The following is a 25373-nucleotide window of genomic DNA, read 5'->3' as shown; positions in this document are numbered from 1 at the left end:
AAGCATCGTACTTAGTACGATGCTTTTTTATTTTGTATTGTTTATAGGTTATTTAAACAACCTAAATATATCGTTTCCATTGGCGAATAGTAATAATGCTATTAATAAGATAAATCCTGTAATTTGAGCATATTCTAAGAACTTATCACCTGGTTTTTTACCCGTAATCATTTCCCACAAGGTGAATACAACATGACCACCATCTAAAGCAGGGATTGGTAATAAATTCATAAATCCTAACATAATTGATAAGAATGCTGTAATGTTCCAGAATGTTTCCCAGCTAAATTCTGAAGGAAATATACTTCCGATAGAGATAAATCCACCTAAACCTTTATAAGCACCCGTACTAGGGTTTAAAATCTTTTTCATTTGCTTAATATAGTTGGTTAAGGTTGTCCAAGCTTTATTTGTACCAGCAGGAATAGCTTCTCCAAAAGTATATGTTTTTTCCGCTAAGTTATAGTAACCTAGTTTTTCTAAATCTGTTAAAGGTAAGTTTGTAGCATAAATTCCTAATTTTCCTTCATCAGAAACCTTAGCAGGAATAGTTATGTTTTGGTTACCTCGTTTAACAGTAACATTTATTTCTTGACCTTTTTTACTTTCTAAAACTACTTGAACCTGATCAAAATAAGGAGTAGAAATACCATTAATAGCAGTTATAATATCTTTCTTTTGTAATTCACTTTTTATATTTGGAGAATCTTCAGGGATTTGTCCAATAACAAAAGGTTGTCTGTACATTATAAAAGCTCCAGCATCCTTACCTCTATCAACTAATTTTGAAATAAAATCGGTTGGAATTTCTTTTTCAAGAACAGTTCCGTTTCTTTCAACAGTGTAATTAGTACCGTTAATAAACTCTAACGGAAGCTCTCTAAATTTTTCAATTTTTTGTCCGTCAATTGTTAAGATTTTATCTCCAGTTTCTAAACCTAAATCTTTTCCTAATTGATCTTGAACCCAAACACCATCTTTTAAACTTTCATTAGGTAAGTATTTCTCACCATAAGCCCACATTAAACAGATGTAAATTAAAATACCTAACACAAAATTAACAATAACTCCACCTAGCATAATAATTAAACGTTGCCATGCAGGTTTAGAACGAAACTCCCATGGTTGCGCAGGTTTTTGCATTTGTTCGGTATCCATACTCTCATCAATCATTCCTGCAATCTTAACGTAACCACCTAACGGAATCCAACCAATACCATAAACTGTTTCACCAACCTTCTTTTTAAATAAAGAGAATTTATAATCGAAAAAAAGGTAGAATTTTTCTACACGGGTTTTGAATAATTTTGCTGGAATAAAGTGTCCTAACTCGTGTAAAACGATTAAGAGCGATAAGCTTAAAATGAATTGTGATGCTTTTATTAAAATTTCCATAAATGGTGTTCGTCTAAATTTAAAATCTGACAAATGTACGTTTTTCAGTACAGTTCTAAAAGTTTGTGTAACAGTTGCGCATTTGTTTTAACAAAGTTTTTAGTATAGTGGTTTATAAACGCTGTTTTTAGTCGTATTTTTGCAGAAAATTTTAGTACTGTGGATTTTAAATTCTTTAAAAAGTCAAAAAGCACCTTAATTTTTATTTTAGTTTTCTGTGCTATTGGTGTACCTGTTTTTTATCACTTAGTAAAGGTTGACAAAAAGTTGCCTATTTATAACCCTGCTGATATTAATCCAAAATTGGTTGATGCTTCTGTGAGAAATAGAACAAAAAACCATAGAGTAGGAGATTTTACCTTAATTAACCAGAATGGAGATACCATTACGAACGCTGATTATAAAGGAAAGATATATATAGCTGATTTCTTTTTTACCCGTTGTCAAACTATTTGTATTGCGATGGCGTATAATATGAGTGAGCTGCAAGAACATTATAAAAATGATGACGATATTATGTTTTTGTCACACTCCGTAACTCCAGTAATGGATAGCGTACCACAATTACGAAAGTATGCTGATGAAAAAGGTGTGATTGATGGAAAATGGAATGTAACTACAGGAAAAAAGAAACATATTTACAACTTAGCACGAAAGCACTATTTTGCTGTGTTGGATGAAGGTGATGGGGGAGAGAATGACTGGGTTCATACTGAAAACTTTGTGTTAATTGACAAAGAGGGACGTATAAGAGGTTCGTATGATGGAACCAAAAAAGAAAATATGCAGAAAATTATTGATGATATTACACTGCTTAAAGAAGAGTATAAAAAATAATGAATTAAGACGGTCAATAAAAAAGACACGTATGAGTTTAAAAAAAGACCTTGATGTTTTTACAAAAACATCAAGGTCTTTTAGTTAAAACGTTTAGATAAGTTTGTCTTAAGAATATGAATACTCGTTAATTTACTTGTAAAACAGTAGCTTTATCATATTCTGAAATACGCCCAATTAGCCAAACAAAAGGCTCTATTTGACCTTTTAAAGTACAATAACCATTTGAAATAGTACTTAATAAGTCTTGAATATTAAAAGACTCTAAAGCGTCTATAGCAGCTTTTTCACTTATAAGTAGAGAACAAGTAGGTAGTTCATAAGTAGAGTTATGATTAAGAGTAACCTTGTTATCTTTTATTAAGATAGATATAGTGTCAGGATTTTCATTGTTTTTTAACTCTATAGCTAAGTTAGGTGTGTTTTCATTGATTACTGTTTTTAAGTAGTATGAAAAACTTTTAGCCCAATTTTCTAATTCAGAAAAAGAAACAGTTGTGTTTCTTTTATCTTTTTGTTGTTCTTTAAGTAAAACGTCAACTTCTCGTTCCGCTTTAATCAGAGCAGCCAATGTTTTATCTACATCTTCACGGGTATGTGCGGCGGAGCAAATTAATCGAAGACGCCCTCTTCCACTTTCAACAATAGGATAAGTAACTGCAGATGTTTGAATACCTAGTTTGTATAGTTTTTGTACAATAGCGTAAAGCTTATCTTTATCTGCAAAATGAGGCGTAACAATAGGACCATCACCAGTGCCTAAATCGTATCCAGCTTCTTCAAATTTTTGACGCATGTAGTAAGTCGTATCCCATAATCTCTGACGTAGCTCATCATCTTTTCTCAGTCTTCTTAATGCAGTTAATGCTGCTGCCATATCAGCGGGACTAATAGAAGCTTGAAAGATATAGGCTCTCGAAGATGATTTTAATAAGTCGATATGTTCTTTACTGGCAGCTACCACGCCTCCAAGACTTCCTAAGGCTTTGCTTAACGTTGTCATGATAAAATCTGCTTCTTCGGTTACTCCCTGTGCTGCACATATTCCTGCACCACCTTTACCATAAAAACCGAAAGAATGAGCCTCATCTACTAAAGTGAGGGCATTATATTTTTTAGCCGTTTTAACAATTTTTGCTACTGGAGCTGCTCCTTCTCCCATACTATAAACACCTTCTAGTACTACTAAAATAGTACGATACGGAGATGCTTCTGACTGTAAAATATCTTCTAGATCTTCAGCATCATTGTGTTTAAAAGTTCTTACAGTAGCACCACACAACCTTGCTCCATCTACAATTGAGGCATGACAGAGTTGATCTATAAGAACCATGTCGTTTCTTCCTAAAAGTCCAGCCACAGCACCTACATTAGCAGTATAACCTGTAGGAAACAAGCAAGCACTGGGCTTTCCTACTAAATCAGCAAACTCTTCTTCAAATTCAAGATGCTGATGCGTCATACCTGAGGCTGCAGCAGATGTTCCCATACCTGTTCCATACTTTTCTAAAGAAATAGCAGCTTCTTTTATTACTTCAGGATCACGATTTAATCCTAGGTACAGATTTGTTGTCCAAATAATTGCTTCTTGTGTTTCATCATTATAAGCGTCTCCTACTAATCCTTTGGTAGCACTACCAGTAAGTAACACTTTACTGTATGGATTTCTACGGGTATCGTTTACCATTTGCAATACTTCTTGCACTAGTTTGCTTTTATCGTTTACTGACCATGCAGAAACCTTAGCTGCTTGAAAAGTAGGATGACTGGACTGGATATGGGTTTGAAAACTTGTAAGCGTATCTGTTTTTAATTTTAAGTTCTTGTTTTCTTTGGTGTTTTCTTTTGAGCCAATTATATGATTAATTAAGGCATTGGGCGTAGGGTTTTCAAAGATATCATACGCACTAATATCTAGCTGTAACATGTTACTTAACCTACTACTGAGCTCTAGTGTGGTTAACGAATCTATTCCAAGGTTGTCAAATGAATCATCAGGCAATACATTTGCTGAGTTGTTCATGGTAAGAAGTTTAGCTACTTCATTTTGAATGGTTCGTAATAGGTGTTCTTTATAATCATTTGAAAAAGTGTGTTGCTTTGTAGGTTTTTGATAGTGTTGAGAATCATCGGTTACCAGTTCAGAAGATAGCTCGATAGAAAGGTTGGTTAGTTTTTTTCTGTCAAGCTTATCATTAGGAAGCAAAGGAAGCTCATCTATTTGTTTAACAATTTGTGGAACCATGTATTTGGGTAATAATTGATGCACGTGGGATATTACATCAGTAGTCTTTACTTCTTTTCCATGAGTATTAACTACGTAAGCAACTAATATTTTTTGTCCTATATTTCCTTCAGAAATCGCTACAGCGGCAGCATCAACGGACTCAATTTCCTCAATAACTGTTTCTATTTCTTCAAGTTCAATTCGATGTCCTCTTATTTTAACTTGTTGATCGGCGCGACCAACAAACTCTATTTCATTATTAGTAGTCCAACGACATAAATCACCTGTTTTATATAAACGAATACTTGTATTTTGGTTGTTAAACTTTACATTGATAAACCTTTTTTTTGTTAGTTCTTCATCAAATAAATAGCCATGGGCTACTTTATTTCCTGAAAGGTGTAATTCTCCCACTTCTCCATTGGGAACAATTTGAAGATTTTCATCTAAAATATAAGCACGCGAACCAGGTACAGAAGTACCAATAGTAATAAGCTCATCTTCTTTATGTATTCTAGCTATGGTAGCATATACAGTATCTTCTGTAGGTCCATAAGCATTGAAAATTTTTAAATTAGGTTTATGTTGGTATACTTGTTTTACTAAAGAGCGCTTAAGGGCTTCGCCTCCAAACACTAAACACTGTAAGTTTTTAGGCAATTCTTTTGATGAGATAATGGCTTGTACTGCTGAGGGAACCATTACAATCATTGTAATAAGATTAACGGAAGGAAGAGAAGTAAGCTCTAGCGCATTTTTGGCTAGTATAACAGTCCCTCCTAATGATAGCGTACCAAAAATTTCCATGACAGAGGTGTCAAAACAAACAGAAGCTGCAGCGAGTGTACCTTTTAAATCGTCTTCAGTAAATAGTTGTTTCATAGAGTTTACCAGAGGAATTAGGTTTTGATGTTCAATAGCAACACCTTTGGGTCGTCCAGTAGATCCTGAGGTATAAATCACATAAGCTAATTCATTTGGTGACGCATAAATTTTTGTGTCTGTATGGTTGCCTATTTTATCAATCCAAATTAATTCTTGAACTTTTTTACATAGGTTTGCACTAATATCAGAGTCGACAAAAACTGCAGAAGTACGAGAATGTTCTAACATATATTCTATGCGATCTTTAGGGTATGCAGGGTCTAATGGTATATACGCGTACCCAGCTTGCATAATACCTATTAGAGTTGCTACCAATTCCCACGAACGGTTCATGCAGACTCCAATTAAAGCTCCAGGTTTTATTCCTTTACTTTTGAGTTCTCCAGCTACTTTATTACTACGTTTAATTAAAGTAGTGTACTCTATATGAGTAGTTCCGTCTATAATAGCGTCTCGTTGAGGATGAGCTATCATTTGTTTGTTAATTAGCTCACAAATTGTTGTAGAGCCATCATTGTTGTTGAGTAAAGCCATTGTAATTAATTGGTTTAATTATGTGAATTAATTTTACAGGCCCTTCATTTTGTTGTTATATAGGTTAACAAATACTTTTATCCAGTAGTAAATATACTATGTTTTTGTTTGCTCTTAGGGTCATTGTTGTATTTAACTCATAAAAAGAAAGTTAAAGTGTTTGTTTAAAGTTGTTGTGAAAACAATTTTTTACTGTTGGCTTTTTTGCGGATGTAAGATATGAGTAGATATAAAAAAAGACCTTGATGCTTTGTAAAAACATCAAGGTCTTTTGATTAAAACATCTTGAAGAATTTTTTACTTCTTATTTCCATCCTGATCAAAATTCTTATTTATCTCTTGTTCAGTTTTAACAACAGATACCGCTAGTGACAATAACATAATTGCCATAGGTTGCCATGTTAATTCTTTTGATATGAAGGCTAAAACCAAAGCTGCAACTAATGAAATTGCTGAGTATTTCATAAATTCTTTGGTAAAAAAGGCATTGGCAAATTGCCATATAGTATCATTCTTCATAGTTTTATTCGTACGGTACCCATAAATGGCATTAATCTTTTTAGGTGGGAAAAAGTGAAAAATAACACTGAATAAAAAAAGCAATCCGTTTATAGAAAGCACGTAATAAAAAGGATTCATGGTTTAATTTTTAATAGAATTTATAATTCCTTTTAACAAGGTGTTTACGTCTGCATTTTTAGTAAGTCCTGTACGAACAACTACCAAATTTTGACTAGGCAAAATAAATACATTTTGACCTTTATACCCATTAAAAGAAAACATATTTTTTGGTGCATCAGGATATCTACCACCAGCATTTAACCAAATTTGAGCACCATACCAACCATTTGAAGTAGGAGTAGGGGTTGTAGCATAGCTTACCCAATCTTTATCAAACAAATGTTCTCCGTTCCATTCACCATTATGTAGGTATAATAAGCCTAGTTTAGCCCAATCTCTTGCAGTTGCCCAAGCGTATGAAGAACCTACAAAGTGATTGCTCATGTCGGTTTCAACAATCATAGAGTTCATGCCTATTTTATCAATCAAAGCACTATACCAAAAATCAAGATACTCTTGGTGTGTTTCGAATTTTGTTCGTAAAATACCAGATAACAAATTAGAGGTTCCCGAAGAATAATTCCAAGTTTCATTGGGTTTTCCTACTAAAGGTTTGTTCACTTGAACTTTGGTCATATCCTTTTCTAAAAAAAGCATCTTGGTAGCATCAGAAATACTATTGTAATCTTCGTTCCATTCTAAACCAGAATTCATTTGTAATAAATTATGGATTGTAATGTTTTTACGGTCATCGTTTTCCCATTCAGAAAACAAGTTATTTTCTTGAACATCAACTTTTCCTTGACATTTTAAAATTCCGAACAAAGTACCCGTAATACTTTTAGTCATAGACCAACCTAGTTGCTTCGATTCTTTGGTAAAACCAGTATCATATTTTTCAGCAATAATTTTGTTTTTATATACCACTACTACCGAACGTGTTTGATTTCTAACATTAAAAATAGTATCAATAGTCTCATTTAGTTTTGTATAATCAATGTTAGTGAAAATAGTGTCTTTATGATTTGCATTTCCATAAGGAAAAGGAGTGATATTGTCTGGTTTAGAACGTTTAGGAGTGAGTTGAGGTTTGGTGATGTCAAAATCATCTGTAACTAAAACAGCACCAAGGCCTTCTCTGTATACAGCCTTTCTTTTTAGTAACCCGTATACGGAACCTGTAGCAGATTTTTCTTCTGTATTAATTTCATCAGAAGTAATATTTATAGGAGAAAAGTTATTGTCATTAGCATCGGTAAACTCTAAACTTCTTTTGGCTAGAAATACTGATGAAGCTGTATTTTTAGCGGAGTATCCTGCAAGAATATTTAGCTTCGGATAGTTGTAAAAAATAGTAATTGCAAGGGCAATTAAAATAAGAAAAAGGATTCTTTTAAAATTTTTCATGTGAGAGGTTTCTAGCAAATGTAAGAATTTAATTGTTTGATGTTTGTATTTGAAACGCAAGCCCTACCTTTGTGCTAAATTTGATATTTTACATGTTTAGTATAGATAAAATTCGAGCTGATTTTCCTATTTTAAATAGAGAAGTACATGGGAAAAAATTAGTGTATTTAGATAACGGAGCCACTTCGCAAACACCTCAGGTAGTAATTGATGCTATTGTTGATTATTATTCCAATTATAATGCAAATATTCATAGAGGTGTACATACATTAAGTCAGGAAGCAACTGATAAGTATGAGGAAGCCAGAATTAAGATTCAAAAACATTTCAATGCGAAGCATTCTTATGAAATTATATTAACTTCAGGAACAACACATGGAGTTAATATTGTAGCATCTGGTTTCGCATCTATTTTACAAGAGGGTGATGAGATAATTGTATCTGCTTTAGAGCATCATTCTAACATTGTGCCTTGGCAAATGTTATGCGAAAAAACAGGAGCTGTTTTAAAAGTAATTCCGATGGATGAAGATGGTTCGTTACGAATGGATATTTATCATGAATTATTGAATCCAAAAACAAAATTAGTTTTTTGTAACCACGTGTCGAATGCATTGGGAACAATTAACCCTGTAAAAGAAATTATCCACGCTGCTCATAAATTTGGTGCTTATGTGTTGATTGATGGTGCACAAGCAGTACCTCACATAAAACCAGATGTTCAAGCATTAGATGCTGATTTTTATGTAGCTTCAGCTCATAAAATGTGTGGGCCAACAGGTGTTGGAATGTTATATGGAAAAGAAGAATTGTTACAGTTATTACCACCATACCAAGGAGGAGGAGAAATGATTGAAACTGTAACATTTGAAAAAACTACCTACGCTGGATTGCCTCATAAATTCGAAGCTGGAACACCTAATATTTGTGGAGGAATAGCCTTTGGAGTTGCTATTGATTATATGAATTCAGTTGGTTTTGATACTATTGAAAAGCAAGAAAACGAATTGTTATCGTATGCAACGCAAGAGTTAGAAAAAATAGATGGATTGAAAATTTACGGTACTTCTAATAAAACATCAGTAATATCTTTTAATTTAGAAGGAATTCATCCGTATGATGTCGGTGCAATTTTAGATAAACTAGGAGTAGCGGTTCGTACAGGACACCATTGTGCTCAACCTATTATGGACTTTTATTGTATTCCAGGTACAGTACGAGCTTCTTTTTCTTTTTATAATACTAAAGAAGAAGTTGATGTATTGGTAAGTGCTGTTAAGAAAGCACAGATGATGTTAAGTTAAAAGGAACTTAATTTAGATAAGAATAAAAAAAGCCTCCAAGTGGAGGCTTTTTTATATAATAGTTTCTTATTAATCTCTTGACATAAATATTTGTAATACATACCAGAATAATAGCATTAAAGAAGCAAATAACCCTAGTGCAGCAGGAATGTAATCATCTGTAGAAAATTTGTGAACTAAGTTAGAAGTTTGATACAAAATAGAACCAGCTGCTAACACACACATTCCAACAGAAAACCATAACCCTAAATTAAACCCGAATAAAGCACCAGCGATAATCAATCCTATTGCAATAAAGAATCCAACTGACAATCCAGCTCTTATAAAAGAAAAATCTTTTTTGGTAATAAAAACGATTGATGAAATTCCAACAAACAACGATAGTGTAACAATCCCTGCTTGTTTAATAACATCAAAGTTGTTAGTGTACGCTATCGCAATATAAATTAGCGGAATAAAAATAAATGCTTCAGCAAAGATATACCCTGAATATGCTAAGTATTGTAAGTTTTTATCAGAGGTTTTTAAAGCAGTACTTTCAGCGTAGTTGGTAATTAACATAAAACCACCTAGTAGTAATAACCATTTATAGCCTTGCGTCATAGATAAGGCAAATTCAACAATAGTAGCACTTTGTAAAAATAAATATTCAAACAAAACAAATAATAATACACCTCCAGCAACATGTGCGTAAGTTTTTTTGTAAAATGCAATTCTATCAGCTTCTGATACTTGTGCAACAAGCACTTTTGAGTTAAATGAGTTTTCCATAATTAATTTTTTAATAGAGTGTAAAGATATGTTTTTTAGACTACTTTAAAACAGTCTGTTTGTGTTGTGTAAAAAATGATTTTTTGACTTTAAAATTATCGTATTGACGATTTAATTTGTTTAAAATTGACGTTTTTTTATTCTTTTTGTTAAATTTTAACATTTCGGTAATGTTAAAAAATGGAAGGTCGCAAGTGATAAAGCCTAAGAAATTAACTTTTCTTTAACTTTTTCTTAGCATTAAAAAAAAATTATATATTGCACATCGTTAAAAAACCCTTCAAATAATTGTCAAAGTAGTAGGTATTTAACAATTTAATTGTTGAAACTTTCTCTTTTGAGTTTTTTAACGAGTTTATTGCCTTTAAGGCAGTTTTTTTCAATAACTAATTTTTTTAATTTTTCACAACATGAAAAGAATTTTTTTAACACTAGCTGTAGCAGCCTCAGTTTTAGTAGGATGTCAGGAAAACGCTAAAGATGAAGCGTTAGACCCTCAACAATCAATTGATATGAGCGACTTCTACGTAGAAACTGAAGAAGTTTCTCACAAAGGAGGATCTGAGCAATGTCACTCAATGAGAGTTTTAAACAGACAAGTAAAAGAAAACCCAGGATTATACAAGAAAATGTATAATATTGAGTATGCTACAAGAAAGTTAACAACAGCGAAAGGTAAACCAGGAGGTGGAGATACTGGTGGAGGAGATGTGGATGTATTACCAATCGAAGACGGTTTAGGAACTATTAATATTCCTGTATACGTACACGTTGTTTTACCAAATGCAAATAGTGTTTCTGATAGTCAAATCCAAGCACAAATGAATGTGTTAAATGATGACTTTAGTAATCCAAATACAAATCAACTTCCTTCAGGAGCTTCTGATTTTATCAATGATGCTACTGATACAGGAATTCAATTTACATTAGCAGGTACTTTTAGACATAACGACTCTAAGTCTTCTTGGGGAACTAACGATGCTGTAAAAGCTGCTTACCCTCCAATTACTCCATCAACTCACTTAAACATTTGGGTGTGTGAAATAGGAGGAGGTATCTTAGGATATGCTCAATTCCCAGGAGGAAACTCTTCTACTGATGGTGTAGTGTTATTAGCAGGAAGTTTACCAGGTGGTTCTTCTGCTCCATACAACATGGGTAGAACTGCAACTCACGAAATTGGTCACTACTTAAATTTACGTCACATTTGGGGAGACGGAAGATGTCGTCAAGACGATTTCGTAGCTGATACTCCATCTTCTGATGCTTCAAACTACGGATGTCCAACTTTCCCAGATGTTAGCTGTAAATCTGCTGATATGACAATGAACTATATGGACTATACAAACGATGCTTGTATGTATATGTTTACAGATGGTCAACGTAACAGAATGAGAGCTTTATTTGCTTCTGGAGGAGCTAGAGCTTCTATGTTAAACTAGAAAACCAAAGTCTTTTTTTAAGACGTTCTCAATAATTATTACAATTATTATAAAGCCAAGAGATTTAAATCTCTTGGCTTTTTTATTTAGAAAATAACTAAGCTCTTAATGTTAAAAAGGAGGTTAAGTTGATGTTTATCAGGTGTTTTCCCTGTTTTTATTTGTTTTTGTTATTTGTAAATTGGATAGCTATAAAATGAAAATTTTAACTAACTCTTTAAAACTTAAAAAATGAAAAAACTTTTTCTAGGGCTTGTAGTAATAGCAAGCTTGTTAACAAGCTGTCAAGATGAAACTAATGATAAACAAGAAATATCACAGGAAGTAGCTGTAGATATGAGTGACTTTTATGTAAAAACTGATGAGGTCGCATCGAAAGGAACTGTATCTAGTAAATGTTATTCCATGAAGGTTTTAAATCGACAAGTAAATGAAACTCCAGGATTGTATAAGAAAATGTATGACATAGAATACGCCACAAGAAAGTTTTTAAACAGTAAAAAACCTGATGGAACACCAGGAGGTGGAAACGGAGGAAATAATGGAGGAGGTGATGGAGATGTTGATGTTGAACCAATAGATGATGGTTTAAGTATTGATATCCCTGTATACTTTCATATTGTACTTCCAAATGCTAGTGCGGTTACAAACTCACAAGTACAATCACAAATGAATGTCATTAATAGTGATTTTACAAGTCCAAACACAAATCAATTACCATCAGGAGCCACTGATTTTATTAATGACGCTACTAATACTGAAATAACTTTTACGCTAGCAGGTACTTTTAGGTATGATGACTCTAGATCTTCATGGGGAACAAATGATGCAGTAAAGCAAGCTTATCCACCAATTACTCCAGAAACTCATTTAAATATATGGGTATGTAATATTGGAGGTGGAATTTTAGGATATGCTCAATTTCCAGGAGGAAACTCAGCTACCGATGGAGTAGTTTTATTATATTCTAGTTTACCAGGAGGTTCTGCAGCACCTTATAATGAAGGAAGAACTTTAACTCATGAAATAGGACATTATTTAAACTTACGTCATATTTGGGGTGATGGTAGATGTCGTCAAGACGATTTTGTAGAAGATACACCAGCTTCTGATGGACCTAATTATGGTTGTCCTTCATACCCAACAGTTAATTGTAAGTCTGCGGATATGACAATGAACTATATGGATTATACAGACGATGCTTGTATGTATATGTTTACAGACGGTCAACGAAATAGAATGAGAGCAATCTTTCAACCAGGAGGAGCTAGAGCTTCTATGTTAAATTAGAAAACCAAAGTCTTTTTTCAATATTCCCAATAATTATTTTAATTATTATTAAACCAAGAGATGTGCATCTCTTGGTTTTTTTTACTTTTATGGATATAAATAATAATTCATTGTCTTGAAGAATATTAAATTTCCAACTCCACATACTATCTTATTATTAATAGCAGGATTAGTTGCTGTTTTAACATGGTTTATACCTGCAGGCAAGTTCGATACCTTACAATATCAAGAAAACAGCAATTCTTTTACTTACATACATTTAGAGGATAAAAAGACAATGCTTGCAAGTCAAGAAACATTAGAAGACTTAGGTATTAAAATCCCATTAGAAAAGTTTACTAACGGAGATATAGGAAAACCAATTAGTGTACCAGGAACATACACACAGTTAGATCCAAAACCACAAGGTTTTTTAGACTTTTTTAAATCTCCTATAAAAGGAATTATTCAATCTTCTGATATAATTTTATTTGTTTTGATTTTAGGAGGCATTATAGGAATAATGAACTTCACAGGCGCTTTTGATGCTGGAATAGCTTGGTTAGCAAAAACATTAAAAGGAAAAGAATACTGGCTCATATTTGTAGTAACAACCTTAATAGCCGTAGGAGGAACAACTTTTGGATTAGCAGAAGAAACCATTGCCTTTTATCCGATATTAATTCCAATATTTTTAGCAGCAAAATACGATGCCATAGTAGCTTTAGCATGTGTGTATATTGGATCATCTATAGGTACAATGTGCTCAACAGTAAATCCGTTTAGTGTTATAATAGCTTCAGATGCAGCAGGAATTAATTGGACAACAGGCTTTACAGGAAGGTTATTAATGTTAATTGGAGGAATTATAATTTGTGTCATTTATATTTTACGTTACGCAAACAAAGTTCAAAAAGACCCAACAAAATCTATTATTTACGATCAAAAAGAGATGATTGAAAATCTTTTTGGGAGCTCAACTTCAAATACGCACAGTTTAACAGGTAGGTTAAGAATTATACTAACCATTTTTGCAATGTGCTTTGTAATCATGATTTATGGAGTTTCTCGCTTAGGTTGGTGGTTTGAAGAAATGACTGTTGTGTTTTTAATAGGGGCTATTTTAATAGGTTTTTTAGCTAGAATGAAAGAAGAAAACTTTGTAAATACTTTTATTAAAGGGGCAGGAGATTTATTAGGAGTAGCTTTTATTATTGGTATTGCTCGTGGAGTTTCTGTATTAATGGAGCAAGGTTTAATTAGCGATACTATTTTACAACATGCAAGTGAGTTTACTACTGGGATGTCTAAAGGAATTTTTACTAATGTAATGCTGTTTATTTACTCAGGTTTATCCTTTTTTATTCCAAGTTCATCAGGTATGGCAGTACTAACAATGCCTATCATGTCACCTTTAGCCGATACCGTTGGAGTAGGTAGAGAGGTGATTGTAAATACGTATCAATACGGTATGGGTTTATTTGCTTTTATCAACCCAACAGGGTTAATTTTAGCATCCCTAGCTATTGTGAAAGTTGGTTATGATAAATGGTTGAAGTTTGTAATTCCATTAGTAATTATTTTAACAGTTTTTACAATGTTAGTTCTAACCGCTCAAGTATATCTGTAAATAATGAAACAAATTTATGTACTGTTTTTCTTATCTCTTTTCTTCGGATGCAAGACAGAAACTAAAACAACTAATATGCAAAAGAAAATAGTAATTGCCCATAGAGGTGCCTCAGGATATTTACCAGAACACACTATGGAAGCTAAAGCCATGGCGTATGCTATGAATCCTGATTATATAGAACAAGATCTAGTATTAAGTAAAGATAATGTTCCTGTAGTGATTCATGATATTTATTTGGATGATGTTACTGATGTGGCTGAAAAATTTCCAGAAAGAAAACGAGAAGACGAACGTTTTTATGTAATTGATTTTACATTTGATGAGTTACAACAATTGAGTGTAACTGAGCGATTCAATCCAAAAACAGGAGTACAAGTGTATCCGAATCGATTCCCAAAGGGAAAAGGAAACTTTAAACTACATTCTTTACAAGAGGAAATAGAGTTAATTCAAGGATTAAATACTTCTACAGGAAAAAATATTGGAATTTATCCAGAAATTAAAAACCCTGAATTTCATCATCAAAATGGAAAAGACATTGCCAAAATTACGCTGAACATTCTTTCAGAATACGGTTATATAACCAAGAAAGATAAATGTATGTTTCAATGTTTTGACGCCAAAGAATTAGAGCGAGTGCGTACTCAATTACAATCGGAATTGTTTTTAGTGCAGTTAATTGAGTTCCCTGAGGAAACCAAACAGCTTAAACATTTTGCAGCCTATGCTGATGGGTTAGGACCTTGGTACAAGCAAATTTTAGATAAGAAAGAAGGAACTCAGTGGAAGTTTACAACATTGGTTGAAGAAGCTCATAAACTAGGCTTAAAAGTACATCAATATACCTTTAGATCAGATCAACTAGATGAGTTTACTTCTTTTGAAGAAATGATGCAAGTATTGCTTTTCGAAGCAAATGTTGACGGCGGTTTTACCGATTTTCCTGATAAAATGGTTACTTTTTTAACTAGATAATAGGCTTATATATTTCAAGAAATTTACGAAAATCAGAGAGCTATATTTTTTAAAAAATTTAAGAGTATAGCTCATGTTGCTATGGTAACAACCACATTACTTGAGTTCAGTTAACAAGGTTTTTTGTAGATGATTGTAGGTGTAATACTTCATTATATATATCAAAAAAAGTTTGTAACACACTCATTTGTTTAAGAAGTTTTATGGAGACGCTCATAAAAAAACAAAAAACGATTTTAGAATTAGAAATTAACTTTATTAAGCTGTTATAATTTTTAAATAGTACCTCCTAATTTTATAAATAGTTCCCTAGTACTTCAATTTTACCTTGTTAAAAATTCAATATTTGTATCTAACTTTTTAAAACAGGGAAGTAAAAATATTTAAGAATTGACATGGTTAGTAAAGGGAGTAAGCCGAAAATCCCATAGTAAATAGAGTAGGTAACCAAATTAATATTTATTATGAATTCAAAAATGAAATCATTAAAAGAGTTTGAAATGTCTCAAAATGAGATGGACACAACTAAAGGAGGTCTTTACTACGGATCTGGAGTTTATTGGAGAGACGAGAGAGAAGAAGACTACGTGGGTAGTTTTAGTATTGGAACCTATGTAGACGGGGTTAATACTGGAACTGATGGTTATAAAGATTAATTAGTTCTTAATAACCCATTCTGTTAATTCTATTTTGGCAGAATGGGTTAAATAATTGAAGTATGATATTAATTTTATCTATAGAACAAGATGAAAGTACCATTGATATAATAAGATGGCTTAGCTATTTAAAAGAAGATTTTATACTGCTTAATAATAATGAGCTTATAAACAGCTTAACCGTAAATATAAACACCTCTGAGGTGTTTATTACCACTAAAGATGCAATAGTTAATTTTAATGAAATTACCTCGGTTTGGTATCGTAGAGGAAACTTTAAGCTGGATGATTGTATTGAGATAAAAGATTTTATAGGAGATAAAATAACTGAGTTTTATAATGGGGAAAAAAAAGATTTATTTGAGTACTTACATTTTTTACTACATCAAAAACCTTCTATAAATAATTATAACTTTAAAAAAGTTAATAAACTTATTGTATTAACCTTAGCGAAACAATTGGGGTTGTGTATTCCTAAAACCACCATAACAAATCAAAAAAAAGTTTTAAGAGAAGAATTAAAAAACAAATTGTTAATTACAAAGCCAATCAATGACCCCATGAGTTTGTATGGTGATACTTATTGGCTGCCTACCTATACAACATCGATAAATACAGAGAAAACTGATTTATTTGACAATACTTTTGGGATTAGTTTATTTCAAGAAAATATTAAAAAGACACTCGAAATACGCAGTTATTTTTTGGATGGAGAGTTTTATTCAATGGCTATTTTCTCTCAGTTAGACGAACAAACTAAAACAGATTTTAGATGTTATAATAATCAAAAACCTAATAGAACAATTCCGTTTAATCTACCATTAGACATTGAAATAAAATTAAAAACGTTGGCAGAAAAACTAAATTTAACGAGTTGTTCTTTCGATTTAATTTACACACCCTCTAAACAATATGTTTTCTTAGAAGTAAATCCTATAGGGCAATTTGGTATGGTTTCTTATCCATGTAATTACTATTTAGAAGAAAAAATAGCGTACAAACTCAAAAACTATGATATCTCAAAAAGAAGCACAACAGTTATTAAACAAAACGAAAGAAGAGTATAAAAACAAATTACCAGCAGTAATCTATTTATCAGAAATAAAATCTATTAGTAACAGCTCTATGTCGTTAATTCACAATAGAATATCGATAGAAAAATATCACGATAGGTATGCTTTAAAAAGAAGTTTTTACAAGTCAATAACAATACAACACCCAATTAATGAATAACAGTAATAAATATGTAAGAATGTTTTCTAATTGTATTCCGGTTTTAGGGAAAGATAAATCTATTATATACGACTTGCAAAGAAAACAAATGTTTAATATTCCTAACGATTTATACAACTTCATTCAGTTATTCGAAGAATGTACTATTTCAGAAATATTTGAATTTTGTGGTAAAGATAATGAGCAGGTCGTAGAAGAGTACCTTCAATTTTTAACAAATAAAGAGCTTACATTTTTAATAGATAAAGATGAGCTGGAGTTGTTTCCTAAATTGAGTATGAAATGGACGTCTCCTGCTAAAATATCAAATGCAATTATTGAGATAAGTGAAATAACATATCCTTTGTTCGAAAAAATATTAGCATACCTTACAGCATTAGGCTGTGAATACTTGTATCTTAAAATTGACGCTCCTAAATCATTTCTTCTTATGAAAGATATTATGGAAAAATTAACCACCTCTTCTATTTTCTCCGTTGTGTTTGAAACACCATTTAATAAAGAAAAAAAAATAACCGATTATGAACAACTTATAGTTGAGAATAAAAGGATAGAAACAATTTTTCTCTTAAGTGACGAACAGTTAAAAACATCATCTTCAAAAATTCTTATTACATCACCTAAGCAATTTGTAAATAAAAAAGAATATTTTTTCAAGATAAACATATCCTTATTTACAGAATCTCAAAAATATAATACATACTTTAATAAAAAGATTTTTATAAATAAAGAAGGAGGGGTATTAAATGCTCCAGAAACTGAAGAGCTATTTGGTAACATAGCAAGACTAAGTTTAAAGGAGCTGGAAGCGGTTGTAGATTCAGAACAGTTTCAAAAGTATTGGAGTGTTAATAAAGATGTAATAGATGAATGTAAAGATTGTGAGTTGCGTTATATGTGTGTAGATAATAGAGTGCCTAAGCAATCTAAAGAAGGGAGCTATTTTTTTACTTCAAAATGTGAACTAAGAGTATTGAACTAAACAGTAACCTCAATTAGTTTGTTTCTATATACAGAAAGCAGTTTTGATTTAGATATAAAACCAACATAAACTCCATTTTTAACAACAGGTAAGTTCCATGCGCCACTTTCTTTAAATTTTTGCATCACTTTTTCAGTGTCGTCATCATAAAAAATAATGGCGGGAGCTATTTTCATAATATCCCTTACTGTAGTTGTTTCGTAAAGATCTTGATTAAACATCATGGGACGAATATCATCTAATAAAACAATTCCTCTAAACTTATTTTCACTATCAACCACAGGAAAAATATTTCTTTTTGATTTAGAAACAGCTTGTTTTAGCATTTCTCCCAAAGTCATCTCAGGATGAATTTTAATAAAGTTTTTTTCAATAATTTTACTAATCTTCATCATCATCATTACATTCTTGTCCTTATTGTGAGTAATAAGTTCACCACGTTTAGCTAGTTCGATAGTGTAAATAGAATTAGAAACAAAATACTTAGTAATAGCATAAGAAACGGCAGAAACAAGCATTAGCGGAACAAATAAATCATAACCTCCAGTAATTTCAGCAATTAAGAAAATAGCCGTTAAAGGAGCATGTAAAACCCCTGCCATTAAGCCTGTCATTCCAATTAACGTAAAGTTAGTTTCTGAGACATCAAATCCAAATTGGTTAATAATTTTAGCAGTAACATTTCCTAAAGCGCTTCCCATAACAAGTGTAGGGATAAAAATTCCACCAACTCCACCAGCAGCAAAAGTTGTCGTCATGGCAATTACTTTAAAAACACCAATAATTAACAGAAAAATAATAATCATCCAAACATTTTCAAAATCAATGTTATAGTGAATGCTTTTAAGCGCATCACTAGCGTTTTCAGATAATAAATTATTGATAATTCCATAACCTTCACCAAATAGTGGAGGAATTAAAAAAAGCATTAAACCAATGGCGATTCCGCCAAAGACTAATCGCTTAAAAGGATTGTATTTTTTGAAAAAATTAATAATTCTAAAATAAATTTTAGAAAAATATACAGAAGAAAACCCTGTAAAAATTGCCAAAGCAATGTAAAAGATGAGGTCGTTAATTTCAAAAGCATCCTGAAGTTGCACACTAAATAGTACATCCTTTCCTAAAAAGAAATAAGAAGTAATTACAGCAGAAACAGATGCTAATAATAACGGAACTAACGATGCAAAAGCAAGGTCTAAACTAAAAATTTCTACTGCAAAAATAATAGCAGCAATAGGAGCTTTGAACATTGAAGACATAGCCCCTGCAGTAGCACAACCAATTAATAACATACGAGTTCTCATGTTCATATGAAATAATTGCGCTACTCCAGAACCTAAAGCGGCACCGGTACTTACAGCAGGGCCTTGTAGTCCTACTGACCCTCCAAAACCAACAGTTATGGGAGCTGTAATTAAAGAAGCATAAATCTTATAACGCTCTATAATTCCATTTTTTTTAGAAATGGATTGTAGGGTGGTAGAAATACCATGACCAATATCTTTTTTGATGAGGTATTTTTTAATGTAATACACTAAAAACAGCCCTAAAATAGGGAAGATGAAGTATAAAGAATGATGATAGTCCTTAATAAGACCATCTTCTAAAATCCTATGAAAGTAGAAAGTAAGGTTTTTAAGAATTAAGGTACCAATACCTGCTAAAAATCCAACTAAAACACTTAAAACATATACAAACTGTCGTTCAGAGATATGTTTATATCTCCAAATTAATACTTTTTTATAAGCTTCCTTAGATGTAGGCATTGTTTTCTAGACTCTTAGTTGATTTTTGAAAAGCTAGTTAATAATACTTAAAGATACTATCCTCTTTTGATTTATTAAATAAGAAGAGATATTTTTATTAAACGATTAATCGGACACCACCAAGCTCTTCAACTTTATAAGGAAATTTATTACTTGGAGCTCCTATAAACATAAAATTAATAGGAATGTTCCATTTTTCAGAAAGTTCCTTAATAAGTTCAGGACTAAACTTTCCTTGAACAACTTGAAAGTTTACTTTAATCTTTGGGTACTCTCTATCTAAAAAAGTAATCTCATTAGGCAAGTTTTCAGGAATTGTGTCTCCTTCATCAAGAGCTAATACAATTTTTATCTTTTTAGTGTGTTCATTTTTAATAATGTATAGCATAACTTTATTAAGAGTAGCTATATTATCTCCTTTGGTAAAAAAGACGAACTCTTGATCGTTTATTTTGTTAATGGTCTTGGTTATTTTTCTATCCATACTTGAAACGAGTCGTCTCAAAGGATTAAAAATAGCATAAATTATCTGGAGCACTAATTTTAATAAAGCAGTGCGGTTTAACATAATTATGATAAAAATTATGGTTGGAATAAAATAATTTAAAAAGACTGAAGTATTGCTAGGTAAACCATCTTTTGGCTCCATTAAAATATTACCAGCTAAAGCACATAACACAGCAATTATAGCTAATAAAACAGAAGCCCAGGCTGCTTTTTCAGGTCTAGGAAGCTGATTTCTACGTATCTTTAACAAGATGTTTCCTATCGCAAATAATGCCATTACCGATAAAAAGGAAATAGTATATACACCAGCTAATAAGCCAACATTTCCATTAGTTATTAGTAATACAGAAACAGCGAGGATAAAGAATAAAATAATAATTCGGTAAGAGCTACCTCTTTTATTCTTTTTTAAAAAGAATTGAGGCATAATTCGGTCTAATGTCATACGTTCCAGCAATCCAGTAACACCAACAAAACTCGTTAAAACGGCTCCACTTAATACTAAAAAAGCATCTATAGCTATAACGGCAGCAACCCAATCACCTCCAACATATTCTCCCATTTGAACTAATAAAGTATTTTGGTAATCAGCACTCTGTAAAACAGGGATTGCGAAAAGAGATAATGCAAAAACAGCCATTAGAGGGTTAATGATACTTACAATTACCCACATGTTTTTTAACGTTTTTGGAAACACCCCTTTCTGTTGTTCTTCAACAAAGTTTGCAGAACTTTCAAAACCAGAAACTCCCAACATTGAAGCTGCAAAACCAAAAAATATAGCATACCAAATACTGTTTTCTGATTGATACCCCCAGTTGTTAAAAAGAATGTCAATTCCATTTTGAGACAAATAAATAATGATAAAAAGGGCAAGAACGACTAACGATAGTAGATGAAATAAAAAAATTCCGACAGCTACTTTAGCGGATTCCGTTATACCTCCAATAGTTAATAAAGCAAAAAACAACAATAGACCAACAGTTGATATAATAATGGGCATTGAAGGAATTAAGTGATGCAGGTAATGAATTGCTTCATTGGCAGAAATAACAGCTGTAGCCATATAAGAAAGTATGGTAAGTGTTGCAGCAAAAGAAGCCATTAACTTACTGGTAGTATTAAGTAAAGCATTGTATGCGCCACCATTTAAAGGCATTGCACCAACTACTTCACCATAAATTTTCCGAAATAAAAATAATACTACTGATACGATTAATAATGTTATCCATGCGTATTGACCAGCAAACGCAATAGCCAATGCTGATACATACAAAACAGAAGAGCTAATGTCGTTACCGCAAATAGCAGTTGACTCTAATTCATTAAGCTTTTTAGAAATAGCTTGTTTCATAATATGTTATTGGTTTGTTTTCGTGAAGTTTTTACCTTTTCAAGACGTACATTAAAGGTAATAAAAAACCCTGCAAATTTTGCAGGATTTTTTATTTTTTAAGACTTAATATCTGTTTCATTGTTTGAAGAAAAAATATTTAAAGGTGAAATACATTAAGCTTTTGTTGTTGTAATACGTGTTAAAAAGTATGAGGAAAATAGAAACAGAATAAAAAAATTAGTAACATTGCGCCTTGAAATAAAAAATTAAATTCTATGTTATCAAAAGAAAAAGAAATCCGTTTTACCAATGAAGGTACAGTGGAGCTTATTGTTAAAGAGTATAATGAGGTAATAGTATATCAGTATGCTGGATTTTGGGAGCGTTTTCTAGCCAGGTTTTTAGATACGTTAATTATTATTATACCTCAGTTATGTATCCCTTTGGTGCCTGCTTGGTTATATTGGTCGTTACAACAAAGTAGTGAAAAAGAAAGAACAGTTGGTCAGGGAGTAGCTCAAATAAAGCTAATGAGTATTGATGGTAATAAAGTAACTTTTGGTCAGGCAACAGGAAGGTTTTTTGGTAATTTTTTAAATGTTATCACTTTTTTTGTAGGATATTTATTATTCTTTACGGGTGAAAAAAAGCAATGTTTACACGACATGCTTTCAGGAACAATTGTAGTAAAGGAAATCGGGAGAAAAAAGATAAACGAATAATATAAATCAAAAACCCATGGCATTGCCATGGGTTTTTGATTTATATAAAGTTATTACTTTTATTCTTTTACATCTAACTTGATGCTTAATTCTTGTAGTTGTTCATCGTCTATAGTTGCAGGTGCATCAATCATTACATCGCGTCCTGAATTGTTTTTAGGAAAGGCAATAAAATCTCTAATTGTTTCTTGACCTCCTAAAATAGCTACCAATCTATCTAAACCAAAAGCTAAACCTCCGTGTGGTGGTGCTCCGTATTCAAAAGCATCCATTAAGAACCCGAACTGAGCTTTCGCTTCTTCTTCGGTAAATCCTAAATGCTTAAACATGATAGCTTGTGTTTCTTTATCGTGAATTCTAATGGAACCTCCACCAATTTCGTTTCCGTTTAGTACTAAATCGTAAGCGTTCGCTTTAACAGCTCCTGGGTCAGTGTCTAATAATGCTAATTGTCCTGGTTTTGGAGAAGTAAAAGGATGGTGCATTGCGTGATAATGACCTGTTTCTTCATCTAATTCTAATAAAGGGAAATCAATTACCCATAACGGAGCAAACTCATCAGGTTTACGTAAACCTAAACGCTCAGCCATTTCCATACGTAAAGCGCTTAATTGTGCGCGAACTTTGTTAGTGTTTCCTGAAAGCACACAAATTAAATCTCCTGCCTTCGCACCTGTAGCTTCAGCCCATTTAGCTAAATCTTCTTGATCGTAAAATTTATCTACTGAAGATTTAAAGCTTCCGTCTTCGTTACACTTCACATATACCATTCCTAAAGCTCCTACCTGAGGACGCTTTACCCAATCGATTAATTTATCAATTTCTTTACGAGTATATGAAGCTCCTCCTGGTACTGCAATACCAACCACTAATTCAGTATCGTTAAATACTTTGAAATCTTTATGTTGTGCAACTTCATTTAACTCACCAAACTCCATTCCGAAACGAATGTCTGGTTTATCGTTACCATACTTACGCATTGCTTCATCAAACGTAATTCTTGGGAATTTCTCTACTTCAACTCCGTTGATTTCTTTTAGTAAATGACGCGTCATTCCTTCGAAAATCTCTAAAATATCTTCTTGCTCAACAAACGCCATTTCACAGTCTATCTGTGTAAATTCTGGTTGACGGTCGGCACGTAAATCTTCATCTCTAAAACACTTTACAATCTGGAAGTATTTATCCATTCCACCTACCATTAACAACTGCTTAAAGGTTTGTGGTGATTGTGGTAAGGCATAAAACTGACCCGCATTCATACGCGAAGGTACTAAGAAATCACGTGCTCCTTCTGGAGTAGATTTAATTAAATATGGAGTTTCCACATCAATAAATCCTTTGTCAGATAAATATTTGCGAACTTCCATTGATACTTTATGACGGAAAACCAAGCTGTTTTTTACTGGGTTACGACGGATATCTAAATAACGATACTTCATACGTAAATCTTCACCACCATCAGTTTCATCTTCAATCGTAAAAGGGGGTAATTTTGCCTCGTTTAATACAGTTAATTCAGAAACTAAAACCTCAATATCACCAGTTTCCATATTTTTAGTTTTAGACTCACGTTCTATAACTTTTCCTTTAACTTGGATAACTGTTTCTCTACCTAATTTTTTAGATAATTCTAATAAACCTTCAGGACTTTCCTCATTAAATATTAACTGTGTTATTCCATATCTATCACGAATTACGACCCACGTTAAATTACCTCTATCCTTAACTCTTTGTACCCATCCTGCAAGGGTAACTTCAGTATTGATGTGCGATGCTCTTAATTCACCACAAGTATGCGTTCTGTACATTTCTTGAAATTTTTGCTGTGCAAATTTAACTATAAATGTTAGTTTGTAAAAAATTACTACGAGTTAGTTTTTATGAGTTTTAATCTTTTGTTTTGTAGCGTAAAACCTTTTTAAAATGACACTAGATAGATTTAAAGAAACGATACAAAGTACACCAGAAAAAGTTGAGTTTTCTGATACTATGTCAGTGATTGAAAACGTATATAATTTTACACCCACTGCCTTTAAAAATGGAGATTTATACAATGAAGCTGAAAAAAATCAAGGTTCATGTAAAGTGTTTTCATTTGCTATACAACAGGGGTTCAGTAAAGAAGAAACCTTGGCTTGTTTTGGACAGTATTATTTTGAAGATGTTTTAAAAAATCCTGAAGGAACAGATCACCAAAACATTAGAAATTTTATAAAAACTGGTTTTGAAGGCCTATTTTTTGAAGGAGAGGTGCTAAAAAAACGTTAAGGTTTTTTTAGAGAATTAGTCTACTTCTTCTATCTCAAATAAATATTACAAAGTCATCTTAAAGATTAAAAAGACTCTTTATAAGGTGATTAGAGTTTTATTAGTTGTTGATTTTTTTGTAAATTATAGGGTAATGTGTGATTATGAAGAATTCGGCGATGTTTTGGGTGTTGTTTGTCACTATTTTTTTATTAGTGCTTACTGTTTTGGTCTATACTAATATAGGCTTTAGCTGGGTGTTTATACTTACAGTTATAGGTCAGTTACTAGTAGTGTTAATGGTTTACAAAGTATTAAAAGACCATTACACCACCGATAAAACCTTTGAAGATTTTTATGAAGATTATCCGATAGGGAGAGAGTAAAGCCACCAGAGCCAGATAATAAGCCGTAAACTATAAAGCAGATAAGAAATTAATTAATTTTTCATTAGCATATACTATTAATAAAATTGTTGCTATTATGACAGGGAAAACTATCCAAAACACAATCAATTTTATTGATTTATGAATGTATTTTCCAGTAACATTAGGAAGTATGTTGAAGTTATTGTTCATTGTTTTTTTTGTTACTAATTATTTTGAACAATATTAATATTGAGGGTCAAATAATAAAAGGACAGTTTAATTTGCTGATAAATAGATATTTGAGTATTTG

22 protein-coding genes are annotated in these 25373 nt (G+C 32.1%); 13 read left to right on the top strand and 9 right to left on the bottom strand.

All coding sequences use genetic code 11. The features are described 5' to 3' along the window. Positions 1–48 precede the first annotated feature (48 nt). On the bottom strand, positions 49–1395 hold the full coding sequence (rseP, locus tag LCI24_RS00790; protein WP_274638719.1) for an RIP metalloprotease RseP: 1347 nt from the start codon (positions 1393–1395) through the stop codon (positions 49–51). A 159-nt stretch (positions 1396–1554) separates the two neighbouring features. On the opposite strand from rseP, the gene LCI24_RS00785 reads away from it, so the two are divergent. Then, positions 1555–2232 carry an SCO family protein gene (locus LCI24_RS00785; RefSeq protein ID WP_274638718.1) on the top strand — a complete coding sequence of 226 codons (678 nt, stop codon included), beginning with the start codon at positions 1555–1557 and terminating at the stop codon, positions 2230–2232. A gap of 127 nt (positions 2233–2359) precedes the next feature. Here the strand turns inward: LCI24_RS00785 and LCI24_RS00780 are convergent, their stop codons facing one another. The 3 genes from LCI24_RS00780 to LCI24_RS00770 all read right to left on the bottom strand — a co-directional run bounded on the left by LCI24_RS00780 (position 2360) and on the right by LCI24_RS00770 (position 7846). After that, a complete protein-coding gene (locus tag LCI24_RS00780) occupies positions 2360–5878 on the bottom strand; it encodes an amino acid adenylation domain-containing protein (RefSeq protein ID WP_274638717.1) in 3519 nt (1172 codons plus the stop codon). 297 nt (positions 5879–6175) lie between these two features. Continuing rightward, on the bottom strand, positions 6176–6517 hold the full coding sequence (locus LCI24_RS00775) for an SdpI family protein (protein ID WP_274638716.1): 342 nt from the start codon (positions 6515–6517) through the stop codon (positions 6176–6178). 3 nt (positions 6518–6520) lie between these two features. Then, positions 6521–7846, bottom strand: a complete 1326-nt coding sequence (locus LCI24_RS00770; protein ID WP_274638715.1) for a serine hydrolase domain-containing protein — start codon at positions 7844–7846, stop codon at positions 6521–6523. Between the two features lie 92 nt (positions 7847–7938). On the opposite strand from LCI24_RS00770, the gene LCI24_RS00765 reads away from it, so the two are divergent. Then, on the top strand, positions 7939–9150 hold the full coding sequence (locus tag LCI24_RS00765) for an aminotransferase class V-fold PLP-dependent enzyme (protein ID WP_274638714.1): 1212 nt from the start codon (positions 7939–7941) through the stop codon (positions 9148–9150). 69 nt (positions 9151–9219) lie between these two features. Here the strand turns inward: LCI24_RS00765 and LCI24_RS00760 are convergent, their stop codons facing one another. Further along, the gene (locus LCI24_RS00760; RefSeq protein ID WP_206197832.1) at positions 9220–9921 is read right to left on the bottom strand and encodes a Bax inhibitor-1/YccA family protein; all 702 of its coding nucleotides are present in this window, start codon (positions 9919–9921) and stop codon (positions 9220–9222) included. 410 nt (positions 9922–10331) lie between these two features. Here LCI24_RS00760 and LCI24_RS00755 point away from each other — a divergent pair, with 410 nt between their 5' ends. From LCI24_RS00755 to gwsS, 8 genes are all read left to right on the top strand, one after another. Beyond that, positions 10332–11363: a zinc metalloprotease gene (locus LCI24_RS00755; RefSeq protein WP_274638713.1), complete on the top strand. Its 1032-nt coding sequence runs from the start codon at positions 10332–10334 to the stop codon at positions 11361–11363. A gap of 231 nt (positions 11364–11594) precedes the next feature. Beyond that, positions 11595–12653, top strand: coding sequence for a zinc metalloprotease (locus LCI24_RS00750; protein ID WP_274638712.1), 1059 nt, complete (start codon positions 11595–11597; stop codon positions 12651–12653). 115 nt (positions 12654–12768) lie between these two features. After that, positions 12769–14262, top strand: coding sequence for a YfcC family protein (locus LCI24_RS00745; protein WP_274638711.1), 1494 nt, complete (start codon positions 12769–12771; stop codon positions 14260–14262). Positions 14263–14265: 3 nt separating this feature from the next. Then, positions 14266–15240, top strand: a complete 975-nt coding sequence (gene glpQ, locus LCI24_RS00740; RefSeq protein ID WP_274638710.1) for a glycerophosphodiester phosphodiesterase — start codon at positions 14266–14268, stop codon at positions 15238–15240. 476 nt (positions 15241–15716) lie between these two features. Then, the gene (locus tag LCI24_RS00735; RefSeq protein WP_274638709.1) at positions 15717–15896 is read left to right on the top strand and encodes a hypothetical protein; all 180 of its coding nucleotides are present in this window, start codon (positions 15717–15719) and stop codon (positions 15894–15896) included. 62 nt (positions 15897–15958) lie between these two features. Continuing rightward, positions 15959–16963, top strand: a complete 1005-nt coding sequence (gene gwsG, locus LCI24_RS00730; protein WP_274638708.1) for a grasp-with-spasm system ATP-grasp peptide maturase — start codon at positions 15959–15961, stop codon at positions 16961–16963. Next, positions 16908–17129, top strand: coding sequence for a hypothetical protein (locus tag LCI24_RS00725; RefSeq protein WP_274638707.1), 222 nt, complete (start codon positions 16908–16910; stop codon positions 17127–17129). Before gwsG ends, LCI24_RS00725 begins: the two co-directional genes overlap by 56 nt. Next, entirely contained in the window at positions 17122–18111 is a 990-nt protein-coding gene (gwsS, locus tag LCI24_RS00720; protein WP_274638706.1) for a grasp-with-spasm system SPASM domain peptide maturase, read from the top strand. The genes LCI24_RS00725 and gwsS overlap by 8 nt, the downstream gene beginning before the upstream one ends. On the opposite strand, the gene LCI24_RS00715 is transcribed toward gwsS, so the two are convergent. Continuing rightward, complete coding sequence (locus tag LCI24_RS00715) at positions 18108–19880, bottom strand: chloride channel protein (protein WP_274638705.1); 1773 nt, start codon at positions 19878–19880, stop codon at positions 18108–18110. The genes gwsS and LCI24_RS00715 overlap by 4 nt on opposite strands. A 97-nt stretch (positions 19881–19977) precedes the next feature. Continuing rightward, positions 19978–21741, bottom strand: coding sequence for an APC family permease (locus tag LCI24_RS00710; RefSeq protein ID WP_274638704.1), 1764 nt, complete (start codon positions 21739–21741; stop codon positions 19978–19980). A gap of 257 nt (positions 21742–21998) precedes the next feature. Between LCI24_RS00710 and LCI24_RS00705 the strand changes: the two genes are divergently transcribed. After that, positions 21999–22445: an RDD family protein gene (locus LCI24_RS00705; RefSeq protein WP_274638703.1), complete on the top strand. Its 447-nt coding sequence runs from the start codon at positions 21999–22001 to the stop codon at positions 22443–22445. A gap of 59 nt (positions 22446–22504) precedes the next feature. Here the strand turns inward: LCI24_RS00705 and aspS are convergent, their stop codons facing one another. Next, positions 22505–24256, bottom strand: a complete 1752-nt coding sequence (gene aspS, locus LCI24_RS00700; RefSeq protein ID WP_274638702.1) for an aspartate--tRNA ligase — start codon at positions 24254–24256, stop codon at positions 22505–22507. 115 nt (positions 24257–24371) lie between these two features. On the opposite strand from aspS, the gene LCI24_RS00695 reads away from it, so the two are divergent. Together LCI24_RS00695 and LCI24_RS00690 are read left to right on the top strand one after the other, a co-directional pair. Continuing rightward, positions 24372–24716 carry a HopJ type III effector protein gene (locus LCI24_RS00695; RefSeq protein ID WP_274638701.1) on the top strand — a complete coding sequence of 115 codons (345 nt, stop codon included), beginning with the start codon at positions 24372–24374 and terminating at the stop codon, positions 24714–24716. Between the two features lie 143 nt (positions 24717–24859). Continuing rightward, positions 24860–25081 carry a hypothetical protein gene (locus LCI24_RS00690; RefSeq protein ID WP_274638700.1) on the top strand — a complete coding sequence of 74 codons (222 nt, stop codon included), beginning with the start codon at positions 24860–24862 and terminating at the stop codon, positions 25079–25081. 30 nt (positions 25082–25111) lie between these two features. Here LCI24_RS00690 and LCI24_RS00685 read toward each other — a convergent pair whose 3' ends face one another. Beyond that, the gene (locus LCI24_RS00685) at positions 25112–25273 is read right to left on the bottom strand and encodes a hypothetical protein (protein ID WP_274638699.1); all 162 of its coding nucleotides are present in this window, start codon (positions 25271–25273) and stop codon (positions 25112–25114) included. Between the last annotated feature and the right edge of the window lie 100 nt (positions 25274–25373).

The sequence above is a fragment of the Tenacibaculum larymnensis genome, from assembly GCF_028829235.1.
Classification (GTDB): Bacteria; Bacteroidota; Bacteroidia; order Flavobacteriales; family Flavobacteriaceae; genus Polaribacter; species Polaribacter larymnensis.
This window is presented reverse-complemented; position numbering and strand designations above follow the sequence as displayed.